The following is a 24,862-nucleotide window of genomic DNA, read 5'->3' as shown; positions in this document are numbered from 1 at the left end:
GCTGACGCATGGGGCGCGACGGAGACGCCGGGCACTGGCATGGGGCAGGGGCCGGGCGCCATCAGGGCACGGGCCACCGACGCCGACGCTGCCGGCGGCTAGCGGACCTCGTCGCCCTTGCCCTGCATGAGCAGCCCGCGCATGACCTGCTCGGGGTCCGAGCCGTCGTAGCGGGCCAGGGCCGTGATCCGCTCGCGCGTGCGCAGCTCGTGGATGTCGTCCTCAAGCTCCCGCACGCGAGCGCGCAGCTCGTCGATCTGACGATTGCGCTCCTCGGCCCGCTCGCGCATGTCCAGGATGCGCACGACGCCGGCAAGGTTGATGCCCTCGTCCGTGAGCTTGCTGATGAGGTTGAGCCGCTCTATGTCGTGATGGGAGTAGAGGCGCGTGTTGCCGCGCGACCGACCCGGGTTCACGAGGCCCTTCTGCTCGTACACCCGCAGGGTCTGGGGGTGCATGCCCGTGAGCTCGGCAGCGACGCTGATCATGTAGAGGGGCTTGTCCCTGTCGGCGCGCCCGCCCATGGGCTGCTCCGCCTCGTCCCTACAAGCCATAGCTCTCCACGTCCTTCCTGTAGGCCCGCTCGTCGGCCGCCCGCAGCGCCTCAAGCGCCTCGCGCTCCTTGGACGAGAGCCGTGTGGGGACCCGAACCTTGACGGTCACGTACAGCGCACCCTTGCTTCCCTTGTGCTTGACGTCCGCGGCGCCCATGCCGCGAAAGCGGAAGGTCTTGCCGTCTTGGGTGCCTGCCGGCACCTTGAGAAGCACTTCCATCCCCTCGGGCGTAGGCACCTTGACGCTGGCCCCCAGGGCCGCCTCGTACACGCTGACGGGCAGCTCCATCCTCACGTCGGCGCCGTCGCGCTTGAAGATGGGATGCTCGGCGACACGCGTGAGGACCACGAGGTCGCCCCGCGCGCCACCGCTCGCGCCGTACTCGCCGCGCCCCCGATAGCGGAGCTTGCCCCCGTCCACGGCGCCGGCAGGCACCTTGACGTTGATGGACTGGCGCTCCCCCGTCGAGGGGATGGTGTAGCTCACCTTGCGCATCGTGCCCTTGAACGCCTCGTCGGCGCTCACCTCGATGGTCATGGAGAGGTCCGAGCCCTTGACGGGACGACCGGCCCTCCCGGCGCCGCCTGCCTGCCCACCAAAGATGGACGAGAAGTCAAAGCCGCCAAAGGCGCCGTCGCCATTGCGGATGTTGTCAAAGATCTCGGACCAGTCGGCCCCGCCGGCGGTGGTGGTGTAGGTGTAGCCCCGCGCGCCACGCCCGCCGGAGCCGCCGAAGTCGGGGCCGGGGATGCCGCCAAACATGAGCAGTTGGTCGTACTCCTTGCGCTTCTCGGGGTCCGAGAGCGTGGTGTAGGCCTCGCTGAGCTCCTTGAACTTTGTCTCGTCGCCGCCCGCGTCAGGGTGATACTTGGCGGCAAGCTTGCGAAACGAGCGCTTGATCTCGTCGGCAGTGGCGTCACGCTTCACGCCGAGCACGTCATAGTAGCTTCTTGTCCCTGCCATGAGGCGAACGCCTCCTTTCGCTGTGATTTCGTGCGCAACCGCGGCAGAGGCCTAGGTCGTCTCGCCCGCAGCCTTCCCTTCGCCGCCGGCGACGCCGGCGTCGCCCTCGCGCGCGTCATCCACGGGCCGTACGCCCCCGCCAAAGCTGACGGTGACCATAGCGCTGCGGATGACCTTGCCACCCATGCGATAGCCGCGCCGGAAGACGCGCGAGACGGTGTCGTCAAAGACGCTCGCGTCCTCCTCGCGCCCGATGGCCTGATGCATCGTCGGGTCAAAGGGTTCGCCCACGGGGTCGATGACCTCGACGCCCTCCTTGTTGAGCGCGGCGTACATCTTGTCATGGATGGCCTCGACGCCCTCGACGAACTGCAGGACCGCGGCGTCGTCCGCGTGGTTCTGCTCGGCGTGCTCGCAGGCGCGCTCCATGTCGTCCAGAACGGGCAGCAGGCTCAGGACCAGCTTCTCGGCGGCGCGGCTCTTCTCGGCAAGGCGCTCCTGGGCCGTGCGACGCCGGAAGTTGTCCCAGTCCGCCTGGAGGCGAACCAGACGCTCGGCGGCATCGTCGGCCCGCCTGCGTGCCGCCGCCGCCTCGTCGTCGGCCTGCGCGAGCCTCTGTCGCAGCTCGTCGCGCTCCTGGGCGATGCGGTCGGCATCGACCTTGAGCTCCTCCTCGGCAGCCTGCTCGCCGGCACGTATGGCGGCCTCGACGCGCGCTCGCTCGTCCGCGTCGTCGGCGGCGGGCACCTGGGCCGACACGTCATCGCCACGGACGTCCGCCGCCCGTGCCGGCGCTGCGTCGGGACCGGATGCGAAAGCGGCGTCCCTGCTGTCGTCCACCTCGCTGATAGGCACCTTCACGTCACCCTCCTCGGGACCTTCATGCCGGGCTGCCCGGGCCTTGGCCCGGGCGCCCTGGCGTCTGGAATGTCGTCTGGCAGCCACGCGCGTCGCGGCTAGTTCTTGGCGTCGTCGTCCACGACCTCGTAGTCGGCGTCAACGACCTCGTCGGGGTTGCCCGTGGGCTGGGCGCCGGCGGCGCCCGCCTGGGCGTTGGTGTCGGAATAGACGATCTCGGCGAGCTTGTGGCCGGCCTCCTGGAGCTTCTCTCCCGCGGCCTTGATGGCCTCGATGTCGGTGCCGTCAAGGGCCTTCTTGGCCTGCTCCACAGCAGCCTCCACCTCGGACTTGACGTCGGCGGGCGCCTTGTCGCCCAGGTCCTTGAGCGTCTGCTCGGTGGAATAGCACAGGGAGTCGGTCTGGTTGCGGACCTCGATCTCGTCCTTGTGACGCTTGTCCTCCTCGGCGTGGGACTCGGCGTCCTTGACCATGCGATCGACCTCGTCGTCCGAGAGTGCCGTGGACCCCGAGATCGTGATCTGCTGCTGCTTGCCCGTGCCCTTGTCCTTGGCCGTGACCTTGACGATGCCGTTGGCGTCGATGTCGAAGGTGACCTCGATCTGCGGCACGCCGCGGCGGGCGGCGGGGATGCCGGTGAGGTTGAACTTGCCCAGGCTCTTGTTGTCGCGCGCCATCTCGCGCTCGCCCTGCAGGACGTTGATCTCGACGGAGGTCTGGTTGTCGGCAGCGGTGGAGTACACCTCCGTCTTGCTCGTGGGGATCGTGGTGTTGCGGTCGATCATCTTGGTCATGACGCCGCCCATGGTCTCGACGCCGAGCGAGAGCGGCGTGACGTCCAGAAGCAGGATGCCCGAGACGTCGCCCGTGAGGACGCCGCCCTGGACGGCGGCGCCGTCGGCGACGACCTCGTCAGGGTTGACCGACATGTTGGGCTGCTTGCCCGTCATCTGCTTGACGAGCTCCTGGACGGCCGGCATGCGGCTGGAGCCGCCGACGAGGATGACCTCGTTGATCTGGGAGAGCTGGAGGCTCGCGTCGCGCAGGGCGTTGGTGACGGGGCCCTTGCAGCGCTCGAGCAGGTCGCGCGTGATGCGTTCGAACTCGGCGCGGGACAGGCTGTACATGAGGTTCTTGGGCCCGTTGGCGTCCATGGCGATGAAGGGCAGGTTGATGTCGGCCTGCTGGGCGCTGGAGAGCTCCTTCTTGGCGTTCTCGGCGGCCTCCTTGAGGCGCTGCAGGGCCATGGGGTCCTTGCGCAGGTCGATGCCGTTCTCGGCCTGGAACTTGTCGGCCATCCAGTCGATGACCTTCTGGTCCCAGTCGTCGCCGCCCAGGTGGTTGTCGCCGTTAGTGGCCAGCACCTCGACGACGCCGTCGGCGAGGTCGAGGATCGAGACGTCGAAGGTGCCGCCGCCCAGGTCGAAGACGAGGACCTTCTGCTCCTGGTTCTGCTTGTCGAGACCATAGGCGAGGGCCGCCGCCGTGGGCTCGTTGACGATGCGCTGGACGTTGAGACCGGCGATCTTGCCGGCGTCCTTGGTGGCCTGGCGCTGGGCGTCGTTGAAGTAGGCGGGGACGGTGATGACGGCGTCGGTGACCGTCTCGCCAAGGTACTTCTCGGCGTCCGCCTTCATCTTTGCCAGGATCATGGCGCTGACCTGCTCGGGCGTGAAGTCCTCGCCCTCGATCTCGACAACGGCGCGGTTGCCGGTGCCGGACTTGACCGTGTAGGGCACGGTCTTGAGCTCGGAGCTGACCTCGTCGTAGCGACGGCCCATGAAGCGCTTGATGGAGAACACGGTGTTCTTGGGGTTGGTGACGGCCTGGTTCTTGGCGGCCTTGCCCACGATGCGGTCGCCGTCGGTGCGGAAGCCGACGACGGAGGGGGTGGTGCGATCCCCCTCGGCGTTGACGATGATCGTGGGCTCGCCGCCTTCCAGGACCGCCATGGCGGAGTTGGTGGTGCCCAGGTCGATGCCGAGAATCTTACTCATGATGCGGTTCCTTTCCTCTGCCTGCCGGGCGATGTCCACGCCTGAGGGGCACTATGAACGCTCTTTACGGTTCTCTTGTTCCCATGCAGTATCATTCTATACATTATCTAAGTCTCTTTACATGAGATTTATTGCCTCATTCAATATAAGGGATGCCCGCGCGGCACATGGCCGCACGGGCGCCCGACGATCTTCCGGTCACGGACGACCATGGCGTCGACTGGTTGTTGACGTGGCGCCTACCCCTCGCGCGCCTCGCGCGAAAAGGCAAGCTCCCACAGGGAGACGATGCCGCAGGCGATGCCCCCGACGGGCCAGGGCACCCAGAAGATGGGCTTGACCGCCGACGCCCACGGGCCACCGACCTCAGCCGAGAAGAGCAGGAGCAGCCCCACGATGGTGGCGACGAGCATGATGATGCCGCAGCGGGCGCCCAGTCGCCTGCTGCGGCGCTTGGTGACGATGGCCCTTTGGCCCCGCTCTTGCCCGAGCGTCGCCACGATCTCATCGTCGGGCAGGTCATGCAGGACCTCCTTGTTATAGGAGGCGATGTCGACGCGCCCGCTCAGCGACGCGACCCACACGATCAGGCCCACGCCGATCGCGGTGGGCATCAGGAGCGAAAACCCCGCGACGGGCAGGTCCCCCAGCGCGGAGGCGGCCACGCAGCCCAGGATCATGAGCGAGACGCCGGCGGCGACGCCCTTGCCCAACAGCGCGCTGGCCGCCGCGCGGTCCTCCGTTGCGTAGAAGTCGTCGAGGTAGGGATGGGCCTTGACGAAGGCCGAGCGCGTGATGGACGCGGGGATGATGAGGGCGCACCCTGCGGCCACCCCCAGCAGGGCCGGGACGCCCGCAAGCGCCTCGCCGCGCGCCCCCTCGAGAGCGAGCACGACGCCCGTGCCGTTGGTCTCGCCCAACAGGGCCGAGAAGGCCACCCCCGCGATGATCAGAGTCACCCCCGACGCAAGGCGCCAGGCGTGCGAGCGCATGAGCTCGTCGTAGCCGAAGACGTCCTGGGCGGGGCCCTCGGGCATGACCATCGACGGCTCCGCCTCGCGCCCCGTGAGGTCTCCCTGCACGAGCTCGTCCATCGTGCAGCCAAAGATGTCGCACAGCTTGAGAAGCTTGTCCATCTCGGGATAGGCCCGCTCGGCCTCCCACTTGGTGACGGACTGGCGGCTCACCCCAACGAGCATGGCAAGCTGCTCCTGGGTCATGTTACGCGTTGCGCGCAGGTGCTGGAGGTTGTCTCGAAAGCTCATGGGTCTGCCTTTCTGTTGAGGAACCCTGACTCTTCTGCCATCCGACACCCACGACGATAGGGTAGCTCATGGGCACCCTCCACCAACCTGTGGCTGCAATATGCAGAGACACCCGGGCAACCTGCGGTTGCCTTTGCAGGTAGACGGCATGACGCACGTGCGTCGCCCGGGCGCCCTTGACGCCGGCGTCGCCGGGACGGCGCTCGAGGTGCCCCAAGGCCGCGCGGAGAGCTATCCTACAAGGGCGCGGCCCGGACCAAAGGGCCCGTCGCCATCGCCGGCACCCGCACACGAGACGGAGCGCACATGCCCATCAACATCCCCGACGGCCTGCCCGCCAAGAAGACCCTGAGCCAGGAGCGCATCTTTGCCCTCGAGGAGGAGGCGGCGAGCAGCCAGCAGATCCGTCCGCTGCGCGTGGTCATCCTCAACCTGATGCCCACGAAGATCGAGACCGAGACCCAGATCCTGCGCCTCATCTCAAAGTCGCCCCTGCAGATCGACTGCGACTTCATGCGGGTGTCCTCGCACGAGAGCACGCACGTGTCCAAGGACCACCTGGTCAAGTTCTACGACGACTTTGACGCCTTCCGCGACAGGAACTACGACGGCATGGTCATCACGGGCGCCCCCGTGGAGCAGCTCGCCTTTGAGGACGTGGACTACTGGGACGAGCTCTGCGACATCATCGACTGGTCGCAGGGGCGCGTCCTCAGCACGATGTACCTGTGCTGGGGGGCGCTGGCCGGCCTGTACCACCTGTATGACATTCCCAAGAAGGTTCTGCCCGCCAAGCTCTTTGGCGTCTTTCCCCAGCGACTCTGCGACGAGTACAGCTTCCTCACCAACGGATTCGACGAGGTTCACAACATGCCGCACTCGCGCCACGCCGCCATAGAGACGAGCGAGCTGGCCAAGCATCCCGAGCTCCACGTGCTCAGCGAGGGCTTCTCGTCGGGCCCCGCCCTCATCGCCACACGCGACTTTCACGAGGTCTACGTGACGGGACACTTTGAGTACGGACGCGACACGCTGGCAGACGAGTTCTGGCGTGACTTCAGGCGCGGCCTGCCCATCCGCGTGCCCGAGAGCTACTTTCCCGACGATAATCCCGAGAGGCAGCCCGTCTTCACCTGGCGCGCCCATGCCAACCTGCTGTACCGCAACTGGCTCAACTGGGTCTACCAGATGACGCCCTACGAGCTCGACCAGATTCCCCACGAGATCGTCAAGCTGCGCGCGGACAACGCGGGCACGGTCGATAAGTTCGAGGTCTAGGGCCGGCGAGCCCTTCCGGGACCGGCAGGTTCGAGCGCTGGGGCGACTGGGGGCGCGATGGGGCGCGGGGCGTCAGGGAACACGGCGGCGGTAAGGCGTCACCACAGGCGCGCCGCTTTGAGGGAGCCTGACTAGCGCGCCTCGCGTGCGCCGGCGCGCATCCTGCCTCGAACGAGCCCCGCCACGGCGGGGACGAGCGAGACGGCCACGATGCCGACGATCAGCCACTCGAAGTGCCGCTGCACGAAGGGGATGCCCCCAAAGAAGTAGCCCAAAAGCGTGAAGAGCGTGGACCAGGTGATGCCGCCCAGCACGTTGAAGATGACGAAGTTGCGCCAGTGCATGCCCCCCATGCCCGCGATGAACGGGACGAACGTGCGGATGAAGGGGAAGAACCGGCCCAGGAAGATGGCAAGGTGGCCCCACTTGTCCAGGAAGGCCTTGGACTTTGCCATGCGCTCGGGCGTCATGGCCTTGACCCTGCCGGACGCGACGATGCGCGTGCCAAAGAAGTGGCCGATCATGAAGTTGCACTGGTCGCCCACGATGGCGGCCGTCCAGGCCACGCCGAGCAGGACCCCTATGTGAAAGCCCCCGCCATGCGCGAAGAAGCCGGCGGCAAAGAGCAGCGAGTCGCCGGGCAAAAACGGGAAGAACACGACGCCCGTCTCGACGAAGATGACGAGGAAGACGAGACCATAGGCCGCGAGCGGGCCGGCGGCGATGGCGCCGGCGATGGCGCCGCGCGGGTCCTTGAGCAGGTTGACCAAAAAGCTGATGAGTCCCATGAGGCTGGGGCCCCCTTCTGAGGGTGGCCCCCGCGCCTGCGGCGGCCTCGGCGCGTATGCACATGCACGCAGTGCGCTCGACGGGAACGGACGCCCGCCAGAGGCCCCTTATGGCTGCTGCCTTCCGGCCCTGACCAGGTTCGAGGTGTGGCGTCGTCCGCCCCCGTCGGGCGCACTGACCAACCCACTGTAGCAAAGCGCGCCTTGGCGCGCCACGGGCGTCACGTCGGCTCACCAAACGGCCACCAGACGCGCGCGGCGCAAGCCGGGGCGCGGGGAGGCGACGTCCGCGCACGACGACAGTCCCGCCCTTTGCCTTGGGCCTCGCGGGACGCCTGCGGCGCGCGTGCGCTACGCTTAGGCACGCGGCCGGTCGCTCATTTTGGCCGACCGGACACCATGAGCCACGACGCCCCGACGGTCAGAGAGGCCCCCCTTGATCGAGCTTTGTCCAGGAACCTACGACGTTGACCTCATCGCGCGCAGCGGCCAGTCGTTTCGCTGGCGGCAGCTCGCGCGGGTCGGGGGCGGACCCGGCGCCGGATCGTGGCGCGTGCCCGCCCTGGGAGGGTGCGCCACGCTGCTCCAGCACGGCGACAGGATCCTCGTTGACCTGGGGGCGCCGGACGCCCGGGTCGTCCGAGGCGCCGAGGGCAAAGGCGCAGCGGCGCCCTTGGGGCCGCATGGCGACGCGCGGCGCTGGCTCGACTACCTCGTTCTGGGCCCGCATGACGCCGCGGCCCACGAGGACGCCCTCGAGGAGCTGGCCCGCCTGCCCGACCCCATGCCGCGCGTCGTGCGCACGTACGGCGGCCTGCGGGTGCTGCGCCAGGACGCGTGGGAGACCTGCGTCTCGTTCGTGATCAGCCAGAACAACAACATAGCGCGCATCAGGCGCTCGCTCGCGGCCGTCTGTGGGTCGGGGCTCTCGCCCCTCCCCTCCTCCGAGGCCCTCCTCGACCTGCTCGTGCGCGGCAAGGGGGCGGGCCTGGGCCTGGGATACCGCCTGCCGTACCTCATGGACCTCTGCCGCCGCTGGCCCGCGCTCTCCCTTCGCCTGGGGCGCAGGGAGGGCTATGAGGCCGACTTTTGCGCCCTGTGCGAGGTGGACGGCATCGGCCCCAAGGTGGCCAACTGCATCTGCCTGTACGGGCTGGGGCACGAGGAGGTCGTTCCCCGTGACACCTGGATTCGAAAGGCCGAGGAGCGCCACGGCATCGTCTGGCATCCCGAGCTGGGCGGCCTGCAGCAGCTGATGGTGTTCGAGTGGATGCGCGCGCGGGCGTCCTGACGGTCGCGCACCGCCCTTGGCGGGAGCGTGCCCGCGGCTCCTCGAAACGACCTCGAGGTCGCCGGGGGTGTGAGATATCCTGGGCATAGGCCCATCGTCCCGACGAAGGGAGCGTCATGGCCATCCTCGCAGCCTGCGCCGTGCCTCATCCCCCGCTGATCGTTCCCCAGGTGGGAAGGGGGCGAGAGAGGGACATCAGCCGCACCGTCAGCGCCTGCCGCGAGGTCGCGGCGCGCATCGTCGAGCTTGCCCCCCAGACCATCGTCATCTCGTCTCCCCACGCCCCGTGCTATCGCGACTACGTCCACATTGCGCCCGGCACGGGGGCGCGGGGAAGCTTCGCCGAGTTTGGCGCTCCCGAGGCCCGCTACTCCGTGCGCTATGACGAGCCGTTCGCTCAGGCGCTGGCGGCGGCCGCCAGAAAGGACGGCATCGACGCGGGAGGCGCGGGCGAGAGGGACCCGTCGCTGGACCATGCCACGATGGTCCCCCTGCACTTCATCGAGGAGGCCTACCGTCACGCCGGCCGCAACGAGGACGTTCGCGTCGTCAGGATGGGCCTCTCGGGCCTCTCCCCCCAGGGGCACTATCGTTTGGGCCGGCTCGTGCAGCGCGTCGCCGCCGCACTGGGCAGGGGCGTGGTGATGGTCGCGTCGGGCGACCTCTCGCACAAGCTGGCGCCTGACGGGCCGTACGGCTTTGCCCCCGAGGGCCCCGTCTTTGACCGGAGGGTCTGCGACGCCTTTGCGTCGGGCGACCTCCTTCCCCTGCTCGCCATGGACCGGCGTCTGGCCCTGCGGGCGGCGGAGTGCGGCCTGCGCAGCTTCCAGATCATGGCGGGGACGCTCGACCGAACGCCCCGGCGCTCCCGGCTTCTGAGCTACGAGGGGCCCTTTGGCGTGGGATACGGCGTGGCGCTCCTGGAGCCGACGGGCCCGGAGGGCTCGGACGAGCGCTGCGCCCTCCTGCCCCGCTACGAGTCGCTGCGCGCCGAGCGCCTGCGGGAGGCCCGCGGCACCGAGGACCCCTACGTGCGCCTGGCCCGACGCGCCGTGGAGGCGTACGTGCGCGAGGGACGCCGCCTGACGTGCGAGGACGGCGCGAACGGCGGCGGGGCGCCTCTTCCGCAGATCTCCGGCGAGCGGGCGGGATGCTTTGTCTCGCTCTCCCTCGACGGGGAGCTGAGGGGCTGCATGGGGACCATCGCCCCCACACAGCCCACCCTCGCCGACGAGATCTGCTCCAACGCTGTCAGCGCCTGCGCGCGCGATCCGCGCTTTGAGCCCGTGCGCGTCGAGGAGCTCGACGAGCTCGTCTACGACGTTGACGTGCTCCAGAGGCCCGAGGCCGTCAGCGACATGGACCAGCTGGACGCGCGTCGCTACGGTGTCATCGTGAGCTGCGAGGACGGGCGCAGGGGCCTGCTTCTGCCCGACCTTGACGGCGTGGACGGCGTGGGAGAGCAGGTGAGGATCGCCGCGCGCAAGGGCGGCATCGACCTTGAGCGGGACGACTGGCGCCTGCAGCGCTTTGAGGTGGTGCGCCATAGGTGAGCGAGAACGCCCATGACGCCGACGCGAGGGAGGTGCGAACCTGCGCCTGCTGCCCGCGCCTTTGCCGCATCGCCCCGGGAGGCCGCGGCTTCTGTCGCGCCCGTCAGAACGTGGACGGCGCCGTCGTGGCTTCCAACTACGGGCGCGCCACTTCGCTGGCCCTCGACCCGGTGGAGAAGAAGCCCCTCGCCTGCTGGAAGCCGAGATCGTTGCTGCTGTCCTACGGCAGCTATGGCTGCAACTTTCGCTGTCCCTTCTGCCAGAACTGGCAGATCTCGCAGGCGGGCGAGCAGGACGTCCGCTGGCACGGCCTGGACGCCGACGAGCTGGTCGGGGCCGCATGCCGGGAGCGCCTTCATGACCGCCGCGTCGTGGGCGTCGCCCACACCTACAACGAGCCGCTGGTGGGATGGGAGTTCGTGCGCGACGTCGGGAGGCTCGCTCACGAGCGGGGGCTCTCCAACGTCCTGGTGTCAAACGGCTGCGCGAGCCCCTGGGTCATGGGTCGGCTCGACGGCCTCGTGGACGCCGCCAACATTGACCTCAAGTCCCTCTTGCCGACCGTGTACGAGCGCTATGGGGGCGCGGGGAGCCTGGACGCCGTGCGGGCGACCATAGAGCGGCTCGCCGCCGCGCCCGACTGCCACCTTGAGGTGACGACCCTGGTGGTCCCGGGCGAGAACGACGACCCCCGCGAGATCGAGGCCATGGCCCGATGGCTCGCGAGCCTGGATGACCAGATCCCCTATCACCTGTCGCGCTTCTTTCCGCGCTGGCGCATGACGAATTGCGAGCCCACCCCCACAGACGAGGTCCGCGCCCTCGCACGGGTCGCCCGCCGGTGGCTGAGGCGCGTGTTCGTGGGAAACTGCTAGCCGTCAGGGTGCGCGGGCGAGCGTGCCGGCGGCAGACGCGCCGGCGCCGGCGCGTCGAGGCCCCCGCCAGATGGCGACGCCCCCCACCTGACGACGTCGGGCGGGGGGCGGGGGGTGCTGCCGGGACAACGGGCGGGACTTCCTAGCGGCGGTGCTCGCGATAGTACACGATGAGCGCCTTGGTGCTCTCGTCCTGGGTGGCGAGGACCTCGTCGTCATGGAAGGCGGGCGTGATCTGCTTGGCGAGCTGCTTGCCCAGCTCGACGCCCCACTGGTCATAGGAGTCGACGCCCCACACCGTCCCCTCGACGAAGGTGACGTGCTCGTAGAGGGCGATGAGCGCCCCGAGGGTGCGGGCGTTGAGCTCGTCGGCAAAGATGGACGTCGTCGGGCGGTTGCCCTCAAACACGCGCGCGGGAACCATCCACTCCTGCGTGCCCTCCGCGCGGACCTCGTCGGCCGTCTTGCCAAAGGCGAGCGCCTTGGTCTGCGCCAGGAAGTTGGCCAGGAAGAGCTCGTGGACATCCTGATCGCCGTCCTTGGCGGGATGGGGCGTGTTGACGAAGGCGATGAAGTCCGCGGGGATGAGGTGCGTGCCCTGATGGATGAGCTGGTAGAACGAGTGCTGGCCGTTGGTGCCGGCCTCGCCCCAGAAGATCTCGCCCGTCTTCGTGGTGACGGGGGTCCCGTCCCAGCGCGTCGACTTGCCGTTTGACTCCATCGTCAGCTGCTGAAGGTAGGCGGGGAAGCGATGCAGGTACTGGTTGTACGGCAGGACGGCATGGCTCTCGGCCCCGTAGAAGTTGACGTACCAGACGTTGACGAGGCCCATGAGCGCCACGACGTTCTGCTCGAGCGGGGTGTCGCGAAAGTAGACGTCCATGGCATGGAAGCCCTCGAGCAGCTCGGCAAAGACCTTTGGGCCAAAGGCGATGATGAGCGAGAGGCCCACGGCCGCGTCAACCGAGTAGCGGCCGCCGACCCAGTTCCAGAAGCCGAACATGTTGTGGGGGTCGATGCCAAACGCCTTGACCAGCTCGGCGTTGGTCGACACAGCGGCAAAGTGCCGCTTGATGGCGTCGGCCGCCTGGGCGTCGCTGCCGTCGATGGCGCCCTGCTCCTGGAGCGCCTCGAGGAGCCAGGTGCGCGCCGTGCGGGCGTTCGTCAGCGTCTCGAGGGTGGTGAACGTCTTTGACACGACGATGACCAGCGTCGTCTCGGGGTCAAGGCCGCGCGTCTTCTCGGCTATGTCGTTGGGATCTATGTTCGAGACGAAGCGGGCGGTGATGCCGGCGTCGGCGAGGGGCCTGAGCGCCTCGTAGACCATGACCGGGCCAAGGTCGGAGCCGCCGATGCCGATGGACACGACCGTCCGTATCTTCTTGCCCGTGACGCCCGTCCACGCGCCCGAGCGCACCTTCTCGGCAAACGCGTACATGCGGGCGAGGACCTCGTGCACGTCCCTCACGCAATCCTGGTCGCCGTCAAACAGGGTGCCGGCGTCGGCGGCGGGACGGCGCAGGGCCGTGTGCAGCACGGCGCGGTCCTCGGTGGTGTTGATGTGGGCGCCGGCGTACATGGCGTCACGACGCTCCTCGACGCCCAGCTCGCGGGCAAGGTTCACGAGAAGTCCGATGGTCTCGTCGGTCACGAGGTTCTTGGAGAGGTCAATGTGCAGCCCCGCCGCGTCAAAGCTCAGCTTCCTGACGCGCTGGGGGTCGTTGGCGAACGCCTTCTTGAGCGTGAACTGGGTCTCCTGCTTGGCGTAGTGACGCTCGAGCTCGCCCCACGTCGTCGTCATCGTCGCATCGATCGGTGCGGGAACAGCTTCCATGTTTGCTCCTCCAAGTTGGGACCTGGCGCACGCCCCCGGGCGGATGCGCCCTGACACCCACATAGTAGCGCAGCGGGAACGCTCACGGCCGTCGTGACGGGGTTCGGCGGGCGACGTTATGGCGCGGGTGCGGCGCCGGGGCGCCGACCTGCGGGCGAGATCAGTACGGCTCGCCCAACGGGGGCAGCTGCTTGAGATAGGCCCACATGCGCTGCTTGGCGCGGTCGTCTCCCAGGGCCTCCGCGAAGCCCCCAAGACTCATGACGCGCACGCCCAGGACGTGAGCGACCCAGCCGGGGTCCAGACGTGCCTGGTGAGGGTCGTCCTGCCCGGCAAGCTCCGCGCCGTATGCCCCCCGCACCGCCGCAGCGGCGTCGTCGTCGCAGATGATGAGGGTGTCGGGGTCAAGCACGGCCAGCGTCAGGCGTAGCTCGTCCGGCCCCAGGGGCGTCCCGTCGCGCCGGCAGCTCGCTGCGGCGCACCAGTTTGCGGGGTCATAGCCCAGGGCGGTGAGCGAGGCGCGCAGGGCCGTCCCGTCGGGCCCGCCCAGAAGGGGGCCGCCGGCTCGCTCCTCTGGCGAGAGGGAGCCTTTGAGCAGGCATGCGCCCGAGAAGGCGTTGCCCGCGAGGACGACGCCCTCTCGCTCGAGGCCGGCGACTTCCGCAGCGACCTTGTTGACGTAGGCCTGCCTCTCCTGAGGGCTGCTTGGCGCCATGTGTCGCTCCCATCCTGCCGACTCCCCTGCCACGTTCTTGATTCTACCGCTGAGGTGCCCGCGCGTTGTGGGTATATACGCAGCAACTGCAACTGACGCACAGGACCCTGTGGCGTCGCAAGGAGGAGAGACCAATGGCAAACGCACTGACCGCTTCTGACTTTGACCAACTCGTCGTCCAGGCTGACAAGCCCGTGCTCGTGGACTTCTGGGCCTCCTGGTGCGGCCCCTGCCGCGCCCTGGGCCCCGTGGTGGAGGAGGTCGCCGAGCAGATGGCCGACAAGCTCGCCGTCTACAAGTGCAACGTCGATGACGAGTCGGAGCTCGCCCAGAAGTTCCAGATCGTGTCGATTCCCACGCTCATCCTGTTCAAGGGCGGCAAGCCCGTCCATGTGATGGTGGGCAACATGCCCAAGGCGGACCTCGTCAAGGAGATCGAGGCCAACATCTAGGAAAGGCGCCGGCCAGGCTCGTGACGCATGCGGTGGGCGGCGGCGGCCTCATGATGGCCCCGCGCGGGGAGTCGTGCGCACGCCCAGGGGACGGCCTTCGGGGCGTCCCCTTTGCTATGCTGGGGGCGCGCCCGTCTGGCGCGGCGTTCCGACGCACCCAGGGCGCGCCCGCCCGGCCTGGGCGCCTCATGCGCCCGCCTTCGTAAGGAGCAGGATTGGATCACTCACGCACCGCCTCGCACATGCGTCACGCCGGCCGAAGCCTTGCCGGCCTCGTCAGGCACAACGCCTGGACCGTCGTCATCCTCGTGGCCGTCGTCGTCTTCGTCGGGCTGCTCCAGGAGGTCCTCGAGGGGGAGGCGATTCGCCTGGACGCCATGGCCTATCAGCTGGTGGTCGTTCGCATGAGGAGCGCCTGGCTCACGCCCGTCATGCAGTCGATCTCGGAGCTGGCGCTTCCGGTCGTTCTGGTGGTGCTGCTCCTTGCCGTGGAGGCCTTTGCCCCCGGACGGCGCCCGGGCGTCTGCGCCGCTGTCAACCTGACGCTGGTACTCGCCCTCAACCAGGTGCTCAAGCAGATCGTGCATCGTCCGCGCCCCGAAGGCTTCAGGCTCATCGCCGAGTCCGGCTACAGCTTTCCCTCGGGACATTCCATGGTCGCCATGGCGTTCTACGGGCTGCTGGCCTGGATGGTCTGGCACTACGAGAAGGATCGCGTCGTCAGGTGGGTCTGCTGCCTCGGCTTCTCGCTCGTGGTCGTCGCGATAGGGTTGAGCAGGGTGTACCTGGGGGTCCATTACGCCACGGACGTCATCGCCGGATTCTGCGTGTCGCTGGCCTGGCTGGGCCTCTATACCAAGGTCTTCGTGCCCGTCTTCATGGGCGAGACCCCCACCGACTCGGGCCTCCCCCCTCGCCAGGGCGTGTGATGCCGGTTTTGCCCATGCGCCTTGGTGTGCAATCCATGTTGGATCGAGAGGGTCGGGCAACGACGGAGGCAGACCGGGCACATGGCGCAGCAGTCTGCGACCCACCGAGATCGGCCCCGCTCAATGCGCATGGCCTCGACCGGGCACGTTCTTGCGCACAAGCCGCAGCCGACGCAGTCCTCACCCGCCCAGAGATGCCTCGTCCGGCGCATGTGGTCGTGGCGCTGCTGCCGCCTCGTGCAAGCCTACCCCAGCCGCACGATGTCGGCCGAGACGATCCGGCGGTCCTTGACGACGATCCTTCCCATGCTGGGCCCCACGGCCCGCGGATAGGTGGGGCTGCCAGGATTCATGACCAGCACGCCCGTCCGACGGTCCGTCTCGATAAGGGGCCTGTGCGTGTGGCCGCAGACGGCGACGTCGCAGACGTCCAGATCAAGACGCTCGCGATAGTGGTTGACCTGCCAACGCAGCTCATCCGAGAAGAAGCGGCAGGTGCACGTCACGAAGGGGCCAAAGTCATACCCGTAGTCGTTGTTGCCCAGACACAGCTTGACGGGGGCTATCCGTTCCAGGCGCCGCAGGTCGTGCGTCGAGCAGATGTCGCCCGCATGGATGATGACGTCCGCCCCCTCAAGGGCGCAAAGCAGCTCGTCGGAGAGGAACCCGTGGGTGTCCGAGACGACGTCGTAGCGCATGAGCGGCCCGTCAGATGCCCAGGGCGCGCTTGAGTGAGACGACGCGCCGGCGCGAGACCGGGATCTTCTTTTCCGCGACGTCCTTGATGCCCAGCTGGAGGATGCCGCTGGAGATGACCTCGACGTCCTCCACGTGCTCGAGGTTGACGATGTAGCCCCGATGCACGCGGAAGAAGCCGTGCGGCGTGAGCTTCTGCTCGAGCTTGGCGAGCGAGATCGTGGAGAGGAAGCGGTCGACGTCGGTGTAGATGCAGGAATAGTCGTCCTTCGCCTCGATGTAGCGAATCTGGTCAACCGGCACGAGCACCTTGCGCCCACCCTTCTCGACGGGGATGCGCTCCACCGACGTGCGAACGGGCTGCACGGGCTTGCTGCGCGCCTCGACCTTGTCAAGCGCATGAAGCAGGCGGTCCGTCTCGACGGGCTTCATGAGGTAGTCGATCGCGTCGACGTTGAAGGCGTCGAGGGCGTACTCGCTATAGGCCGTCACGAAGACGACGGCGGGGGGATTCTTGAGCTGATGGAGCGCCTCGGCGAGCTGCATGCCCGAGGTCTTGGGCATGGAGATGTCCAGGAACAGGACGTCGGTCCCCTTGTGCCCGCTGCCGCCCTCCTTGTGGCGGACCAGCGTCTCGACGGCCTCGCGGGCGTTGGATGCCTCCTCGATGAGCCCGATGCGCCCCGTCTCCTCGAGCAGGAACCTCAGCTCGGAGCGGGCGGGTGCCTCGTCATCCACGATTAGCGCGTTCAACATGCCGTTTTCACCAACCTTCTCCGCCTTGGGCGGAAGACCACTGACCGGACGCCGCGTGTGCCTGGGGCCAGGCCGGCGGACCACGACCATCTATTCTACTCCTTGACTTCGGTCACGTCAGGAACCGCCCCCACCAGCCTGAGCGTGACGACGGTGCCCGTGCCCACCTTTGACATGACCTCGACGCCCGATCCGGTGCCGTAGCGGCGCTCGATGCGCTCGGCGACGTTGCGAATGGCGATGCCCGCCCCCCTCCCGCGGCCGCGCGCCCCACGGTCCTGCGGCGCGTCGGAGAGGAGCCGCCGGGCGGACTCCTCGCTCATGCCGACGCCGTCGTCGGCCACGGCGATGAGGACGTCGTCGCCGTCGGTGGTCGCCTGCACGTCAATGTGCAGGGTGCCCTCGTCGCGCAGCCCGTGACGGACGGCGTTCTCCACGAGGGGCTGCACGATGAAGCCCGGAACCAGGACGCGCTCGAGACCGGGCTCCACCACCTCCGCCTCGACGATGCGCTCCTCGCCAAAGCGCGCGCGCTCAATCTTGAGGTAGCGTCGCGTCTGGGCGAGCTCCTCCCTCAGCGAGAAGGGCGCCTCCGAGCTCTCGAGCGTGCGGCGGTAGTACACCGAGAACTCGCGCAGGAGGTCGCGGGCGCGCACGGGATCGGTGCGCGTCAGCGCCGCCATCGTGTTGAGCGCGTTGAAGAGGAAGTGGGGGTTGATCTGCGCCTGCAGGGCCTTGACCTCGGCACGCGCCGTCAACTCCGCCTGCACCTCAAGCTCATGGGTCGAAAGCTGGGTGGAGAGCAGCTCGGCGAGGCCGCGCACGATGGCGAGCTGCGTGCGGTCAACCTCGCCGCCGCGCCGATAGAAGAGCTTCAGCGTTCCCACGCTTCGGTCGGCCACCGTGAGAGGGGCAAAGATGCCCGCCGGAAGCCCCCGTCCGCTCTCGTCGGGCGCGACGCCCACCCACTCCGACTGCCCCAGGTCCGAGAAGGTCTGGACCCGCTTTGAGACCAAGACCTCCCTCGTCGCCGCCGAGTTGGGCGTGTCGCTCTGATACCCCAGGACACCGTCGCCCACGTAGGCGAGCGTCTGCTCGGTGTCGGTCAGGGCGATGGCGGCGGCGTTGGTCTCGGAGAGGAGGAGCTGGCACACGGCGGCGGCGTTTTCCTTGGTGAGGCCGCCCGACATGTGGCGCAGGGTGGCCGAGGCGACGCCCAGGGTCCGCTCGGCGGACTGAGACCTGAGGTCCTCGGGGGCAAGGAAGGCCGCCCCGGCCAAGACGATGATCGCGGCGAACCCGGCGCCGGCCATGACGGTGGCAAGGATGCTGCCCGTCATGATGCCCCAGGACAACAGCCCCAACAGCAGGACGCTTCCCACCATCAGGAGCGCCAGGAGCGCGAGGGAGGCCTGTGCGACGGACCACCTGCGAACGCTACTCATCGTCGTCATCCGTCAACGAGGGGGCAAAGGGCGACTCGGCGGGCTGGCCGAGTCGCTGAAGCCGCAGCGCGAGGGGGCGATTGTCCCACAGCTCGGCCACGATGCGCGGCCAATAGGTCTGAAGCTCAAAGTAGCGCTCGACCGCGCGACGCGCCCAACGGCGGGCGCGCAGCTGTCCCATGAGCAGGATGCCCAGGTAAGCGCGACGTTCGGGGCCGCGCACGACCCTCAGCAGCGCCGTGAGGAATATGCGCCTCTGCACGGTGGGCGACAGCCACGCCGACGGATAGGGCTCGAGCGACTCGGGGCGGACCTGACGCAACCCGATGGTGGCGTTGCCCGCGGCGAGCTTGGCAAGCTCGTACTCCCAACGATGGACGTCCTGCAGGAAGGAAGCCGCGCAGGACGGCTGCCTCGCCGCCGTGTGGCGCACGCGCCAGGCGTTGTCAAACCAGACGTCCATGCCCCGCATACGCAGGTTGAGGAGGTAGTCGAGGTCCTCGCCGCGCGTGATGAAGGGGTCAAAGGCAACGCGCCCGAACGCCTGCGCCGACAGGGCGAAGCAGCTGCCGCAGAGCGTGTTTGAGCGAGAGATGCGCGTGGCCGTGAGCGCGCGGCGCATCCACAGGTTGAACTCGGCGTTCTTCGGCCAGAAGCGAGTGCGGGACGCGACGGTGTCCACCGGGGCGAACGGCGACTCGCCCTTGCGCAGGAAGAAGCCGCTCTTTGCATAGATGGAGAGCCTCTGGCGGGTCTCCATGCCCAGACCGTGGACCGCGTCGATCAGGAAGTTCTCGTCTGCCGCCACCTCGTCGTCATCCAAAAACACCGCGACGTCGTGCCCGAGTGCCGCGCACGCCGCGATTCCCATGTTCCTGATGGCGCCATATCCCCTGAGGGCGACGGGCTCGCCCGAAAGGCGCGGCGCGGCGCGCGCCACCACGCGCAGAATCTCCTTGCCCTCGTCGGGACCGACGATGAGCGGGTTCAGCGCGGGATGCATGCGACAGATGCCCTCGACGCGGGCACGGGCCGCCGCGGCGCACTCAGGCGGGGACACGAGCAGGACGATGACGCGCAGGACGCCGCGGACCGCGTCGAGCGAGTCAAGGCAGAGCTCGAGCTCGGGCAGGGGCTTGTCGATGGGCGTGGCGTGATCATATGACACCACCTGCCCGATGACGGGAGGGGCGTCCCTCTCGGTCCAGTACGACGGTATGACGATCGCAGGGTTCACGCGGCCGCACCCGTCTCATCACCGTGACCGTCGTCGTGTCGCCGTGCAAAGAGCGGGGACTCGCGCAGGGCGCGGGCGAGCGGCAGTCCCAGGGCATAGACCACGACGGCCTCGCCGATTCCCGTGGCGACAAGGCCAAAGAGGTACATCAGCGGGTAGCTGCCGTCGAGCGGGATGGACGTGAAGGGAATGGTGTAGAAGCCCACGCCCTGAAGGAGCAGGGGCAGATAGGCCGGCACGATAAGGGCGTTGGCGAGGACGGGGCCCGCCAGCGCGAGGCGTGGCCTGCGTCGCAGGCGCCAGCTCGCCCAGGCGCCTGCGAGGGTTGCCGCCGAACCAAAGACCACGTCCAACATGCCGAGCATGCCCGTGCCCGACAGCGCGATGTTGATGAGGTTGGCAAGGGCGCAGCCCAACGTCAGGCCCGGCACGGCATCCGCCGTGAGCAGGGCGAGGGCGCAGACGGCCTCCGAGAGGCGAAACTGCACGGGACCCCAGGCGAGCCCCCCCAAGAAGAGCAGGCACACCAGGGTGAGCGCCGCGTAGAGCGCCGCAATCGCGGCGATGCGCGTCATGTGGCGCGCGAGCGCGTCGGCAGCGGCCGCGTCAGGGGCGCAGCCCACCTCCCGTCTGGCTTCAACGGAACGATTCACGTCTTGCCACCTCCTTGTTGAACAAGCGACCGGCGAGCGCCACCGCCCGCCGTGACACCCCTTGACAAGTTGCGGGACAGCCCTCTGTATTCTAGCCTGTATGGTCGCATGGTGACGTCACGAGCGATGCCCCCTGCCGCGGTGGGGGTTCGCCTTCAATGAGAGAGAGGGACTGCCTCGTGGAACGCCTGGAGAATGAGACGACACCCGCAGAGCGAGCCGAGGCCCTGCGCCTGTCGCAGCGACGGGAGCGCCCCCGGGGCATCGTGTTCTTTGCCGAGATCAACCTTGGGCTGGCCATCACCGCGATCGGTATCGCCCTGTTCAAGGCGCCCAACCACTTTGCGCTCGGCGGCACCTCGGGCATCTCGATCATCCTCTCGACGCTCTTCCCGGCGCTGCACGTGGGGTCGTTCATGTGGATCGTCAACGCCGGCCTCGTCCTCTTGGGCCTCGTCTTCCTCGACCGCACGACCATGGGGTGGACCGTCTTCTCGTCCTTTGCCCTCTCGGCCTACGTCTCCGCCGTGGAATGGGCCCTGCCCCTGGCGGCCCCCCTGACCGGCGACACCATGCTCGAGCTGATCTTTGCCGTGCTCCTTCCTGCCGTAGGCAGCGCCATCGTGTTCAACATAGGCGCCTCGACGGGCGGGACCGACATCCTCGCCATGATTCTCAGGCGTCACACGTCGCTAGAGATCGGCAAGGCCCTCATGGTGTCGGACGCCCTCATCGTCCTCGCGGCGTTTGGGCTCTATGGGCCGCGCACCGGCCTGTACTGCGTGCTGGGCCTCGTCTGCAAGACGCTCTTCATTGACGAGGCCATCGAGAGCATCAACCAGCGTAAGGTATGCACCGTCCTGTGCAGGGACCCCCGCAGGCTCGTCCGCTTCATCGTGCACGGGCTGCACCGCACCGCGACCCTGCGCACCGAGACCGGCGCCTTCAAGGGCCAACGCTACGAGGTGGTGGTCACGGTGCTCACGCGACGCGAGGCGACGAAGCTGCGGCTCTTCCTGCAGGACTACGACCGCGAGGCGTTTCTCACCATGGTCAACAGCTCCGAGATCGTGGGACGGGGATTCCGGGGCGTGTGAGAAGGGGGCCGCGGGCACCTGCGGGGGACTCTGCCCCCTCCCGTCGCCGCACGGACGGACGCCCTCGCCGCGCGCCGCGGCGCCGTCACTCCTTGCGCGTCTGCTCCCACAGCCTTTCGAGACCCTCCCTGAAGCGTCGCCCCTCAGACCCCGCGCAGTCGCTCGCCACGACCACGCCGTGCTCGTCCGAGACGAGAAAGGCCTCCGAGGGCACGACCTCCCCGTCATGGAGGTCGGCGAGCAGGCCCTCGCGGCGACGGACGACAAGCCCGACCGAGTGCGCCAGGTCCTCGACGAGGGACGTGGCGCCCGAGGGCATGGCGCCGGACGCCACGTTCCAGAGCAGGGTCCCCTCAAAGACGACCCAGAGGCTCTCGGGGCTGATGCCCGTCTCGACCCCCTCGAGCTCCGCGCGGCGCGCCCGGCGCCCGAGCGCGCGAAGCGTCACGTCAGGGAGCCCCTCGTAGGGGCCCACGGTCATGGCGGCCTGGCCGTTCGTGTCAACGACGAGCATCAGCACGCCGTCCGGGTGGCGCGCCGCGCCTGCGGGGAGCGTCCATTCCACATGCTGCTTGGCCCAGGCGACGAGGGCGACGTCAACGGGCTCGCCGCCGACCTCTCGACGGCGCAGGGCGCGCAGGTGGCGGTTCTCCAGCGGAAGGCGGCCGCCGGCAAGGCGCCAGCGGCACACGAGCGCGGGCTCGCCCAGCTCAAACGAGGCGGCAGTCTGCATGTCATCGACCATCCGGGCCTCCTGGGGTCGTGGTGTCCGTGAACCGTATGGTAGCAGCTGCCACGCCCCACACGCCCGCTCAAGGACGGACCGCAGGCGCAAGACGGGGCCCGCCTAGCGGGCCCCGTCCCCGAGACGCTCCGCACGACCCAGTCCGAGTCGCCGCGCGGACGTCCCCCATGCCTGTGCGCAGACGCCTAGTCGCGCATGCGCGTGTAAACGCCTAGTCGTGAATGCGCGTGCCCGAGATGCCCGCCATGGCCTCCGCGGCCTTCTCAAGCGAGCCGATGATGCAGACGCGGCCGGGGCGGCTCTCGGCGAACTTGATGCCCGCCTTCACCTTGGGCTCCATGGACCCCTTGCCAAACTGGCCCTCGGCGACGTAGGCCTTGGCCTCCTCGACCGTGAGGTCCTCGAGGTCCCTCTGGTCGGGCTTGCCAAAGTTGACGGCTACGTGATCGACGGCCGTGAGCAGGACGAGGGTGTCGGCGGAGCAGTCCTCGGCGAGGAGCTCGCCGCCCATGTCCTTGTCGATGACGGCGGCGACGCCCTTATAGGCGCCCTTGTCCGCGTAGTCGCGCACGACGGGGATGCCGCCGCCGCCGCAGGCGATGACGATGAACTCGTTGTCGAGGAGGTTCAGGATGCTCGTGGCCTCGACGATCTTCTTGGGCTCGGGAGAGGCCACGACGCGCCTCCAACCGCGACCGGAGTCCTCGACGACGCTCCAGTCGGGGTGCTTGGCGAGCTCGGCGTCGGCCTCCTCGCGTGACATGAAGGCGCCGATGGGCTTGGTGGGGCTCTTGAACGCCTCGTCGTCGGGGTCGACCTCGATCTGCGTCACGACGGTCGCCACGTGCCAGCGCTTGTACTCCTTGTGCATGGCAGCGCCGATTGCCTGCTGGAGGTGATAGCCGATGTAGCCCTGGGACATGGCGCCGCACTCGGGAAGGTCCATGGCCGGGATCTTGCCGGGCTCGTCCTTGTGGGCGGCGGCGAAGGCGTTCTGAATCATGCCGACCTGGGGGCCGTTGCCGTGGGTGATGATGATCTCGTTGCCCTGCTCGATGACGCGGAGCAGCGTGGGGGCAGCCGCGCGGACCTTCTCGATCTGCTCCTCGGGCGTGTTGCCGAGAGCGTTGCCCCCCAGGGCGATGACGACGCGGTTGGGCTTGCCATAGGGCTTTGACATAGGGCGCTCCTTCATGTGCCGTGACCCCGGCCGGGCCACATAGACGGTATCGATACGGATTGACAGTAGCGCCAAAGTAGACGTTTGTATTCGTGATTTTATTGGATTCTCTAAACGGCACGTTTCGCGTTTCCAAAGGTAAATTGATAGTTTACTGTATATATTTAAATTAATTTCCAATATTATGCTGCATTTTGCGCGTCATTTGCATATCTTGCGCCACAACGGGCGTCGCCGGGGGCGCGCTACCATGGACGCATGGATGCGAGCAGACGCAAAAGGTCACCGCGCACGAGCGCCCCGGCCGACGCCAAGGCGCCCGCGGGCGGTCCCTGCCGAGGGCGCTTTGCCCCCACCCCCTCGGGGAGGATGCATCTGGGAAACGCCTTCGTGGCGCTCCTGTCCTGGCTTTCCGTCCGCTCCCAGGGAGGCACCCTCGTCCTGCGCATCGAGGACCTTGACCCGCGCACCCGTCAGGCCGACGCCGCCGAGCTCCTCATGCGCGACCTTGACTGGCTGGGGCTGTGCTGGGACGAGGGCCCCTTCTATCAGAGCGAGAGGGGCGAGCTCTACCGAGACGCCCTCGACAGGCTCGAGAGGGACGGCCTGACCTACCCCTGCTTCTGCAGCCGCAGCGAGCTCCATGCGGCAAGCGCGCCGCACGCCTCCGACGGCACATACGTCTATCGTGGAACCTGCCGACACCTGAGCGCGCAGGAGGTGGCGCGCAGGCAGGCACAAAGGCCCCCTGCCCTGCGACTGCGCGTTCCTGACGAGGGGAGCCCCGACGACAGGGTCGAATTCATTGACCTCTGCTGCGGCGCACGCCATGAGCTGCTCTCCCGCGACTGCGGCGACGTGCTCGTGCGGCGCAGCGACGGCGTCGTGGCCTATCAGCTGGCCGTCACGGTGGATGACGGCCTGATGGGCGTCAGCGAGGTCGTGCGCGGGCATGACCTGCTAGGATCAACCGCTCGCCAGATGTACATAGCCCGTCTTCTGGGGCTTGAGCCGCCGCGCTACGCGCACGTGCCCCTGCTCGTCGCCCCTGACGGTCGGAGGCTCTCCAAGCGAGACCGCGCCCTGGGCCTGGACTCGCTGCGCGCGGCGGGCGTCAGCCCTCGTCGCGTCACGGGCGCGCTGGCGTCCCTTGTCGGCCTGGCCTCGCCGGGCGAGGAGCTTGCGCCGGCCGACCTCGTGAGTCGCTTTGACTGGGATGTCGTGCGGCGTTGCCCGCCCCAGGTGACGGTGCGCGAGACCCTGATGGCCTGAGGGACTTTTTGCCCCGCTGCTATGTGGGTGTTGTGGCCCACTTCGTTGTGGGGTATCATGCACAAGCATCACGTTGGAGAGCTGACCGAGAGGCCGAAGGTGCTCGCCTGCTAAGCGAGTATAGTCCTCAAGACTATCTGGGGTTCGAATCCCCAGCTCTCCGCCAGACAGCTTAGGCGCCCGCAAGGTAACCGTCTTGCGGGCGCTGTGCGCCGCGCCCGACCAACCACAGGCGCCCTGTGACGGGAGCGGGTCGATGTGGGTCATTTATTTTTTGTTTATGCTTGACATCCTCCCTCCAGGATGGCATCCTACTTCTTGCACGCGGCGTTACCTCAGCTGGATAGAGGGTCTGACTACGAATCAGAACGTCACAGGTTCGAATCCTGTACGCCGCACCATTGCAATTCAGTACGAACCCGTGGGAT

General features: G+C 68.0%; 24 protein-coding genes, 2 tRNA genes and 1 other RNA gene. 10 read left to right on the top strand and 17 right to left on the bottom strand.

The features are described 5' to 3' along the window. Window positions 1-98: 98 nt before the first annotated feature. The 5 genes from HMPREF2826_RS03015 to HMPREF2826_RS02995 form a co-directional block, all read right to left on the bottom strand. Window positions 99-554 carry a heat shock protein transcriptional repressor HspR gene (locus HMPREF2826_RS03015; RefSeq protein WP_246824671.1) on the bottom strand — a complete coding sequence of 152 codons (456 nt, stop codon included), beginning with the start codon at window positions 552-554 and terminating at the stop codon, window positions 99-101. Continuing rightward, window positions 544-1,518, bottom strand: coding sequence for a DnaJ C-terminal domain-containing protein (locus HMPREF2826_RS03010; RefSeq protein WP_070639095.1), 975 nt, complete (start codon window positions 1,516-1,518; stop codon window positions 544-546). Before HMPREF2826_RS03010 ends, HMPREF2826_RS03015 begins: the two co-directional genes overlap by 11 nt. 51 nt (window positions 1,519-1,569) lie before the next feature. Beyond that, window positions 1,570-2,379, bottom strand: coding sequence for a nucleotide exchange factor GrpE (locus HMPREF2826_RS03005; RefSeq protein ID WP_083307213.1), 810 nt, complete (start codon window positions 2,377-2,379; stop codon window positions 1,570-1,572). Window positions 2,380-2,474: 95 nt separating this feature from the next. Further along, window positions 2,475-4,373: a molecular chaperone DnaK gene (gene dnaK / locus HMPREF2826_RS03000; protein ID WP_070639091.1), complete on the bottom strand. Its 1,899-nt coding sequence runs from the start codon at window positions 4,371-4,373 to the stop codon at window positions 2,475-2,477. Window positions 4,374-4,612: 239 nt separating this feature from the next. Further along, window positions 4,613-5,638, bottom strand: coding sequence for a helix-turn-helix transcriptional regulator (locus tag HMPREF2826_RS02995; RefSeq protein WP_070639089.1), 1,026 nt, complete (start codon window positions 5,636-5,638; stop codon window positions 4,613-4,615). A 306-nt stretch (window positions 5,639-5,944) separates the two neighbouring features. Here HMPREF2826_RS02995 and metA point away from each other — a divergent pair, with 306 nt between their 5' ends. Continuing rightward, complete coding sequence (metA, locus tag HMPREF2826_RS02990; protein WP_070639087.1) at window positions 5,945-6,916, top strand: homoserine O-succinyltransferase; 972 nt, start codon at window positions 5,945-5,947, stop codon at window positions 6,914-6,916. A gap of 131 nt (window positions 6,917-7,047) precedes the next feature. Here metA and HMPREF2826_RS02985 read toward each other — a convergent pair whose 3' ends face one another. Both HMPREF2826_RS02985 and ffs read right to left on the bottom strand, forming a co-directional pair. After that, entirely contained in the window at window positions 7,048-7,704 is a 657-nt protein-coding gene (locus HMPREF2826_RS02985; RefSeq protein WP_070639085.1) for a DedA family protein, read from the bottom strand. A gap of 75 nt (window positions 7,705-7,779) precedes the next feature. Beyond that, window positions 7,780-7,873: signal recognition particle sRNA small type (gene ffs, locus HMPREF2826_RS02980), an RNA gene on the bottom strand. Window positions 7,874-8,140: 267 nt separating this feature from the next. Here ffs and HMPREF2826_RS09235 point away from each other — a divergent pair. From HMPREF2826_RS09235 to amrS, 3 genes are all read left to right on the top strand, one after another. After that, the gene (locus HMPREF2826_RS09235; protein WP_070639083.1) at window positions 8,141-8,995 is read left to right on the top strand and encodes an N-glycosylase/DNA lyase; all 855 of its coding nucleotides are present in this window, start codon (window positions 8,141-8,143) and stop codon (window positions 8,993-8,995) included. A 116-nt stretch (window positions 8,996-9,111) separates the two neighbouring features. Then, window positions 9,112-10,548: an AmmeMemoRadiSam system protein A gene (gene amrA, locus HMPREF2826_RS02970; RefSeq protein ID WP_070639081.1), complete on the top strand. Its 1,437-nt coding sequence runs from the start codon at window positions 9,112-9,114 to the stop codon at window positions 10,546-10,548. Then, complete coding sequence (gene amrS / locus HMPREF2826_RS02965; RefSeq protein ID WP_210388956.1) at window positions 10,545-11,423, top strand: AmmeMemoRadiSam system radical SAM enzyme; 879 nt, start codon at window positions 10,545-10,547, stop codon at window positions 11,421-11,423. Before amrA ends, amrS begins: the two co-directional genes overlap by 4 nt. 142 nt (window positions 11,424-11,565) lie before the next feature. Here amrS and pgi read toward each other — a convergent pair whose 3' ends face one another. Together pgi and HMPREF2826_RS02955 are read right to left on the bottom strand one after the other, a co-directional pair. Beyond that, window positions 11,566-13,257 carry a glucose-6-phosphate isomerase gene (gene pgi, locus HMPREF2826_RS02960; protein WP_070639079.1) on the bottom strand — a complete coding sequence of 564 codons (1,692 nt, stop codon included), beginning with the start codon at window positions 13,255-13,257 and terminating at the stop codon, window positions 11,566-11,568. Window positions 13,258-13,417: 160 nt separating this feature from the next. Then, a complete protein-coding gene (locus HMPREF2826_RS02955) occupies window positions 13,418-13,972 on the bottom strand; it encodes a hypothetical protein (protein WP_058270858.1) in 555 nt (184 codons plus the stop codon). A 134-nt stretch (window positions 13,973-14,106) separates the two neighbouring features. Between HMPREF2826_RS02955 and trxA the strand changes: the two genes are divergently transcribed. Both trxA and HMPREF2826_RS02945 read left to right on the top strand, forming a co-directional pair. Beyond that, entirely contained in the window at window positions 14,107-14,424 is a 318-nt protein-coding gene (trxA, locus tag HMPREF2826_RS02950; protein WP_070639077.1) for a thioredoxin, read from the top strand. A 215-nt stretch (window positions 14,425-14,639) separates the two neighbouring features. Then, entirely contained in the window at window positions 14,640-15,353 is a 714-nt protein-coding gene (locus tag HMPREF2826_RS02945; RefSeq protein WP_246824670.1) for a phosphatase PAP2 family protein, read from the top strand. Here the strand turns inward: HMPREF2826_RS02945 and HMPREF2826_RS09770 are convergent. From HMPREF2826_RS09770 to HMPREF2826_RS02920, 6 genes are all read right to left on the bottom strand, one after another. Next, window positions 15,275-15,565: a 4Fe-4S binding protein gene (locus tag HMPREF2826_RS09770; RefSeq protein WP_083307209.1), complete on the bottom strand. Its 291-nt coding sequence runs from the start codon at window positions 15,563-15,565 to the stop codon at window positions 15,275-15,277. The two genes, HMPREF2826_RS02945 and HMPREF2826_RS09770, sit on opposite strands and share 79 nt — an antisense overlap. A 33-nt stretch (window positions 15,566-15,598) precedes the next feature. Continuing rightward, window positions 15,599-16,051, bottom strand: a complete 453-nt coding sequence (locus HMPREF2826_RS02940; protein WP_070639074.1) for a metallophosphoesterase family protein — start codon at window positions 16,049-16,051, stop codon at window positions 15,599-15,601. A gap of 10 nt (window positions 16,052-16,061) precedes the next feature. Continuing rightward, window positions 16,062-16,805 carry a LytR/AlgR family response regulator transcription factor gene (locus HMPREF2826_RS02935; RefSeq protein WP_070639147.1) on the bottom strand — a complete coding sequence of 248 codons (744 nt, stop codon included), beginning with the start codon at window positions 16,803-16,805 and terminating at the stop codon, window positions 16,062-16,064. Between the two features lie 95 nt (window positions 16,806-16,900). Further along, a complete protein-coding gene (locus HMPREF2826_RS02930) occupies window positions 16,901-18,250 on the bottom strand; it encodes a GAF domain-containing sensor histidine kinase (protein WP_148138315.1) in 1,350 nt (449 codons plus the stop codon). After that, window positions 18,243-19,487 (bottom strand): glycosyltransferase, encoded by a 1,245-nt coding sequence (locus HMPREF2826_RS02925; RefSeq protein ID WP_070639070.1) that lies wholly within the window; start codon window positions 19,485-19,487, stop codon window positions 18,243-18,245. Before HMPREF2826_RS02925 ends, HMPREF2826_RS02930 begins: the two co-directional genes overlap by 8 nt. Then, the gene (locus tag HMPREF2826_RS02920) at window positions 19,484-20,062 is read right to left on the bottom strand and encodes a QueT transporter family protein (protein WP_070639145.1); all 579 of its coding nucleotides are present in this window, start codon (window positions 20,060-20,062) and stop codon (window positions 19,484-19,486) included. The genes HMPREF2826_RS02925 and HMPREF2826_RS02920 overlap by 4 nt, the downstream gene beginning before the upstream one ends. A gap of 236 nt (window positions 20,063-20,298) precedes the next feature. Between HMPREF2826_RS02920 and HMPREF2826_RS02915 the strand changes: the two genes are divergently transcribed. Beyond that, a complete protein-coding gene (locus HMPREF2826_RS02915; protein ID WP_083307208.1) occupies window positions 20,299-21,237 on the top strand; it encodes a YitT family protein in 939 nt (312 codons plus the stop codon). Between the two features lie 85 nt (window positions 21,238-21,322). Here the strand turns inward: HMPREF2826_RS02915 and HMPREF2826_RS02910 are convergent, their stop codons facing one another. Further along, window positions 21,323-21,982 (bottom strand): hypothetical protein, encoded by a 660-nt coding sequence (locus HMPREF2826_RS02910; protein WP_070639068.1) that lies wholly within the window; start codon window positions 21,980-21,982, stop codon window positions 21,323-21,325. A 211-nt stretch (window positions 21,983-22,193) separates the two neighbouring features. Further along, window positions 22,194-23,162 (bottom strand): carbamate kinase, encoded by a 969-nt coding sequence (gene arcC, locus HMPREF2826_RS02905; protein WP_070639066.1) that lies wholly within the window; start codon window positions 23,160-23,162, stop codon window positions 22,194-22,196. A 258-nt stretch (window positions 23,163-23,420) separates the two neighbouring features. On the opposite strand from arcC, the gene gluQRS reads away from it, so the two are divergent. From gluQRS to HMPREF2826_RS02890, 3 genes are all read left to right on the top strand, one after another. Beyond that, a complete protein-coding gene (gene gluQRS / locus HMPREF2826_RS02900; RefSeq protein ID WP_070639064.1) occupies window positions 23,421-24,434 on the top strand; it encodes a tRNA glutamyl-Q(34) synthetase GluQRS in 1,014 nt (337 codons plus the stop codon). Between the two features lie 75 nt (window positions 24,435-24,509). Further along, a tRNA-Ser gene (locus HMPREF2826_RS02895) sits at window positions 24,510-24,600 on the top strand. A 158-nt stretch (window positions 24,601-24,758) separates the two neighbouring features. Next, window positions 24,759-24,835 (top strand) — tRNA-Arg (locus HMPREF2826_RS02890). Window positions 24,836-24,862 lie beyond the last annotated feature (27 nt).

Origin of the sequence: Olsenella sp. HMSC062G07 (assembly GCF_001811895.1) — a bacterium.
GTDB lineage: Bacteria > Actinomycetota > Coriobacteriia > Coriobacteriales > Atopobiaceae > Olsenella_F > Olsenella_F massiliensis.
The sequence above is the reverse complement of the archived record's forward strand: the minus strand, read 5'-3'. Positions and strand labels throughout refer to the sequence as shown.

Bases quoted from the DNA above. Each gene is read 5' to 3' on its own strand.
- dnaK (WP_070639091.1), bottom strand. From the start codon at position 4,373: ATGAGTAAGATTCTCGGCATCGACCTGGGCACCACCAACTCCGCCATG.
- HMPREF2826_RS02985 (WP_070639085.1), bottom strand. From the start codon at position 7,704: ATGGGACTCATCAGCTTTTTGGTCAACCTGCTCAAGGACCCGCGCGGC.
- HMPREF2826_RS02940 (WP_070639074.1), bottom strand. From the start codon at position 16,051: ATGCGCTACGACGTCGTCTCGGACACCCACGGGTTCCTCTCCGACGAG.
- HMPREF2826_RS09770 (WP_083307209.1), bottom strand. From the start codon at position 15,565: ATGCGCCGGACGAGGCATCTCTGGGCGGGTGAGGACTGCGTCGGCTGC.
- amrA (WP_070639081.1), top strand. From the start codon at position 9,112: ATGGCCATCCTCGCAGCCTGCGCCGTGCCTCATCCCCCGCTGATCGTT.
- trxA (WP_070639077.1), top strand. From the start codon at position 14,107: ATGGCAAACGCACTGACCGCTTCTGACTTTGACCAACTCGTCGTCCAG.
- arcC (WP_070639066.1), bottom strand. From the start codon at position 23,162: ATGTCAAAGCCCTATGGCAAGCCCAACCGCGTCGTCATCGCCCTGGGG.
- HMPREF2826_RS02955 (WP_058270858.1), bottom strand. From the start codon at position 13,972: ATGGCGCCAAGCAGCCCTCAGGAGAGGCAGGCCTACGTCAACAAGGTC.
- HMPREF2826_RS02920 (WP_070639145.1), bottom strand. From the start codon at position 20,062: ATGACGCGCATCGCCGCGATTGCGGCGCTCTACGCGGCGCTCACCCTG.
- HMPREF2826_RS02935 (WP_070639147.1), bottom strand. From the start codon at position 16,805: ATGTTGAACGCGCTAATCGTGGATGACGAGGCACCCGCCCGCTCCGAG.
- HMPREF2826_RS02995 (WP_070639089.1), bottom strand. From the start codon at position 5,638: ATGAGCTTTCGAGACAACCTCCAGCACCTGCGCGCAACGCGTAACATG.
- HMPREF2826_RS03010 (WP_070639095.1), bottom strand. From the start codon at position 1,518: ATGGCAGGGACAAGAAGCTACTATGACGTGCTCGGCGTGAAGCGTGAC.
- metA (WP_070639087.1), top strand. From the start codon at position 5,945: ATGCCCATCAACATCCCCGACGGCCTGCCCGCCAAGAAGACCCTGAGC.
- HMPREF2826_RS03015 (WP_246824671.1), bottom strand. From the start codon at position 554: ATGGCTTGTAGGGACGAGGCGGAGCAGCCCATGGGCGGGCGCGCCGAC.
- HMPREF2826_RS02910 (WP_070639068.1), bottom strand. From the start codon at position 21,982: ATGGTCGATGACATGCAGACTGCCGCCTCGTTTGAGCTGGGCGAGCCC.
- gluQRS (WP_070639064.1), top strand. From the start codon at position 23,421: ATGGATGCGAGCAGACGCAAAAGGTCACCGCGCACGAGCGCCCCGGCC.
- HMPREF2826_RS02915 (WP_083307208.1), top strand. From the start codon at position 20,299: ATGAGAGAGAGGGACTGCCTCGTGGAACGCCTGGAGAATGAGACGACA.
- HMPREF2826_RS02930 (WP_148138315.1), bottom strand. From the start codon at position 18,250: ATGAGTAGCGTTCGCAGGTGGTCCGTCGCACAGGCCTCCCTCGCGCTC.
- pgi (WP_070639079.1), bottom strand. From the start codon at position 13,257: ATGGAAGCTGTTCCCGCACCGATCGATGCGACGATGACGACGACGTGG.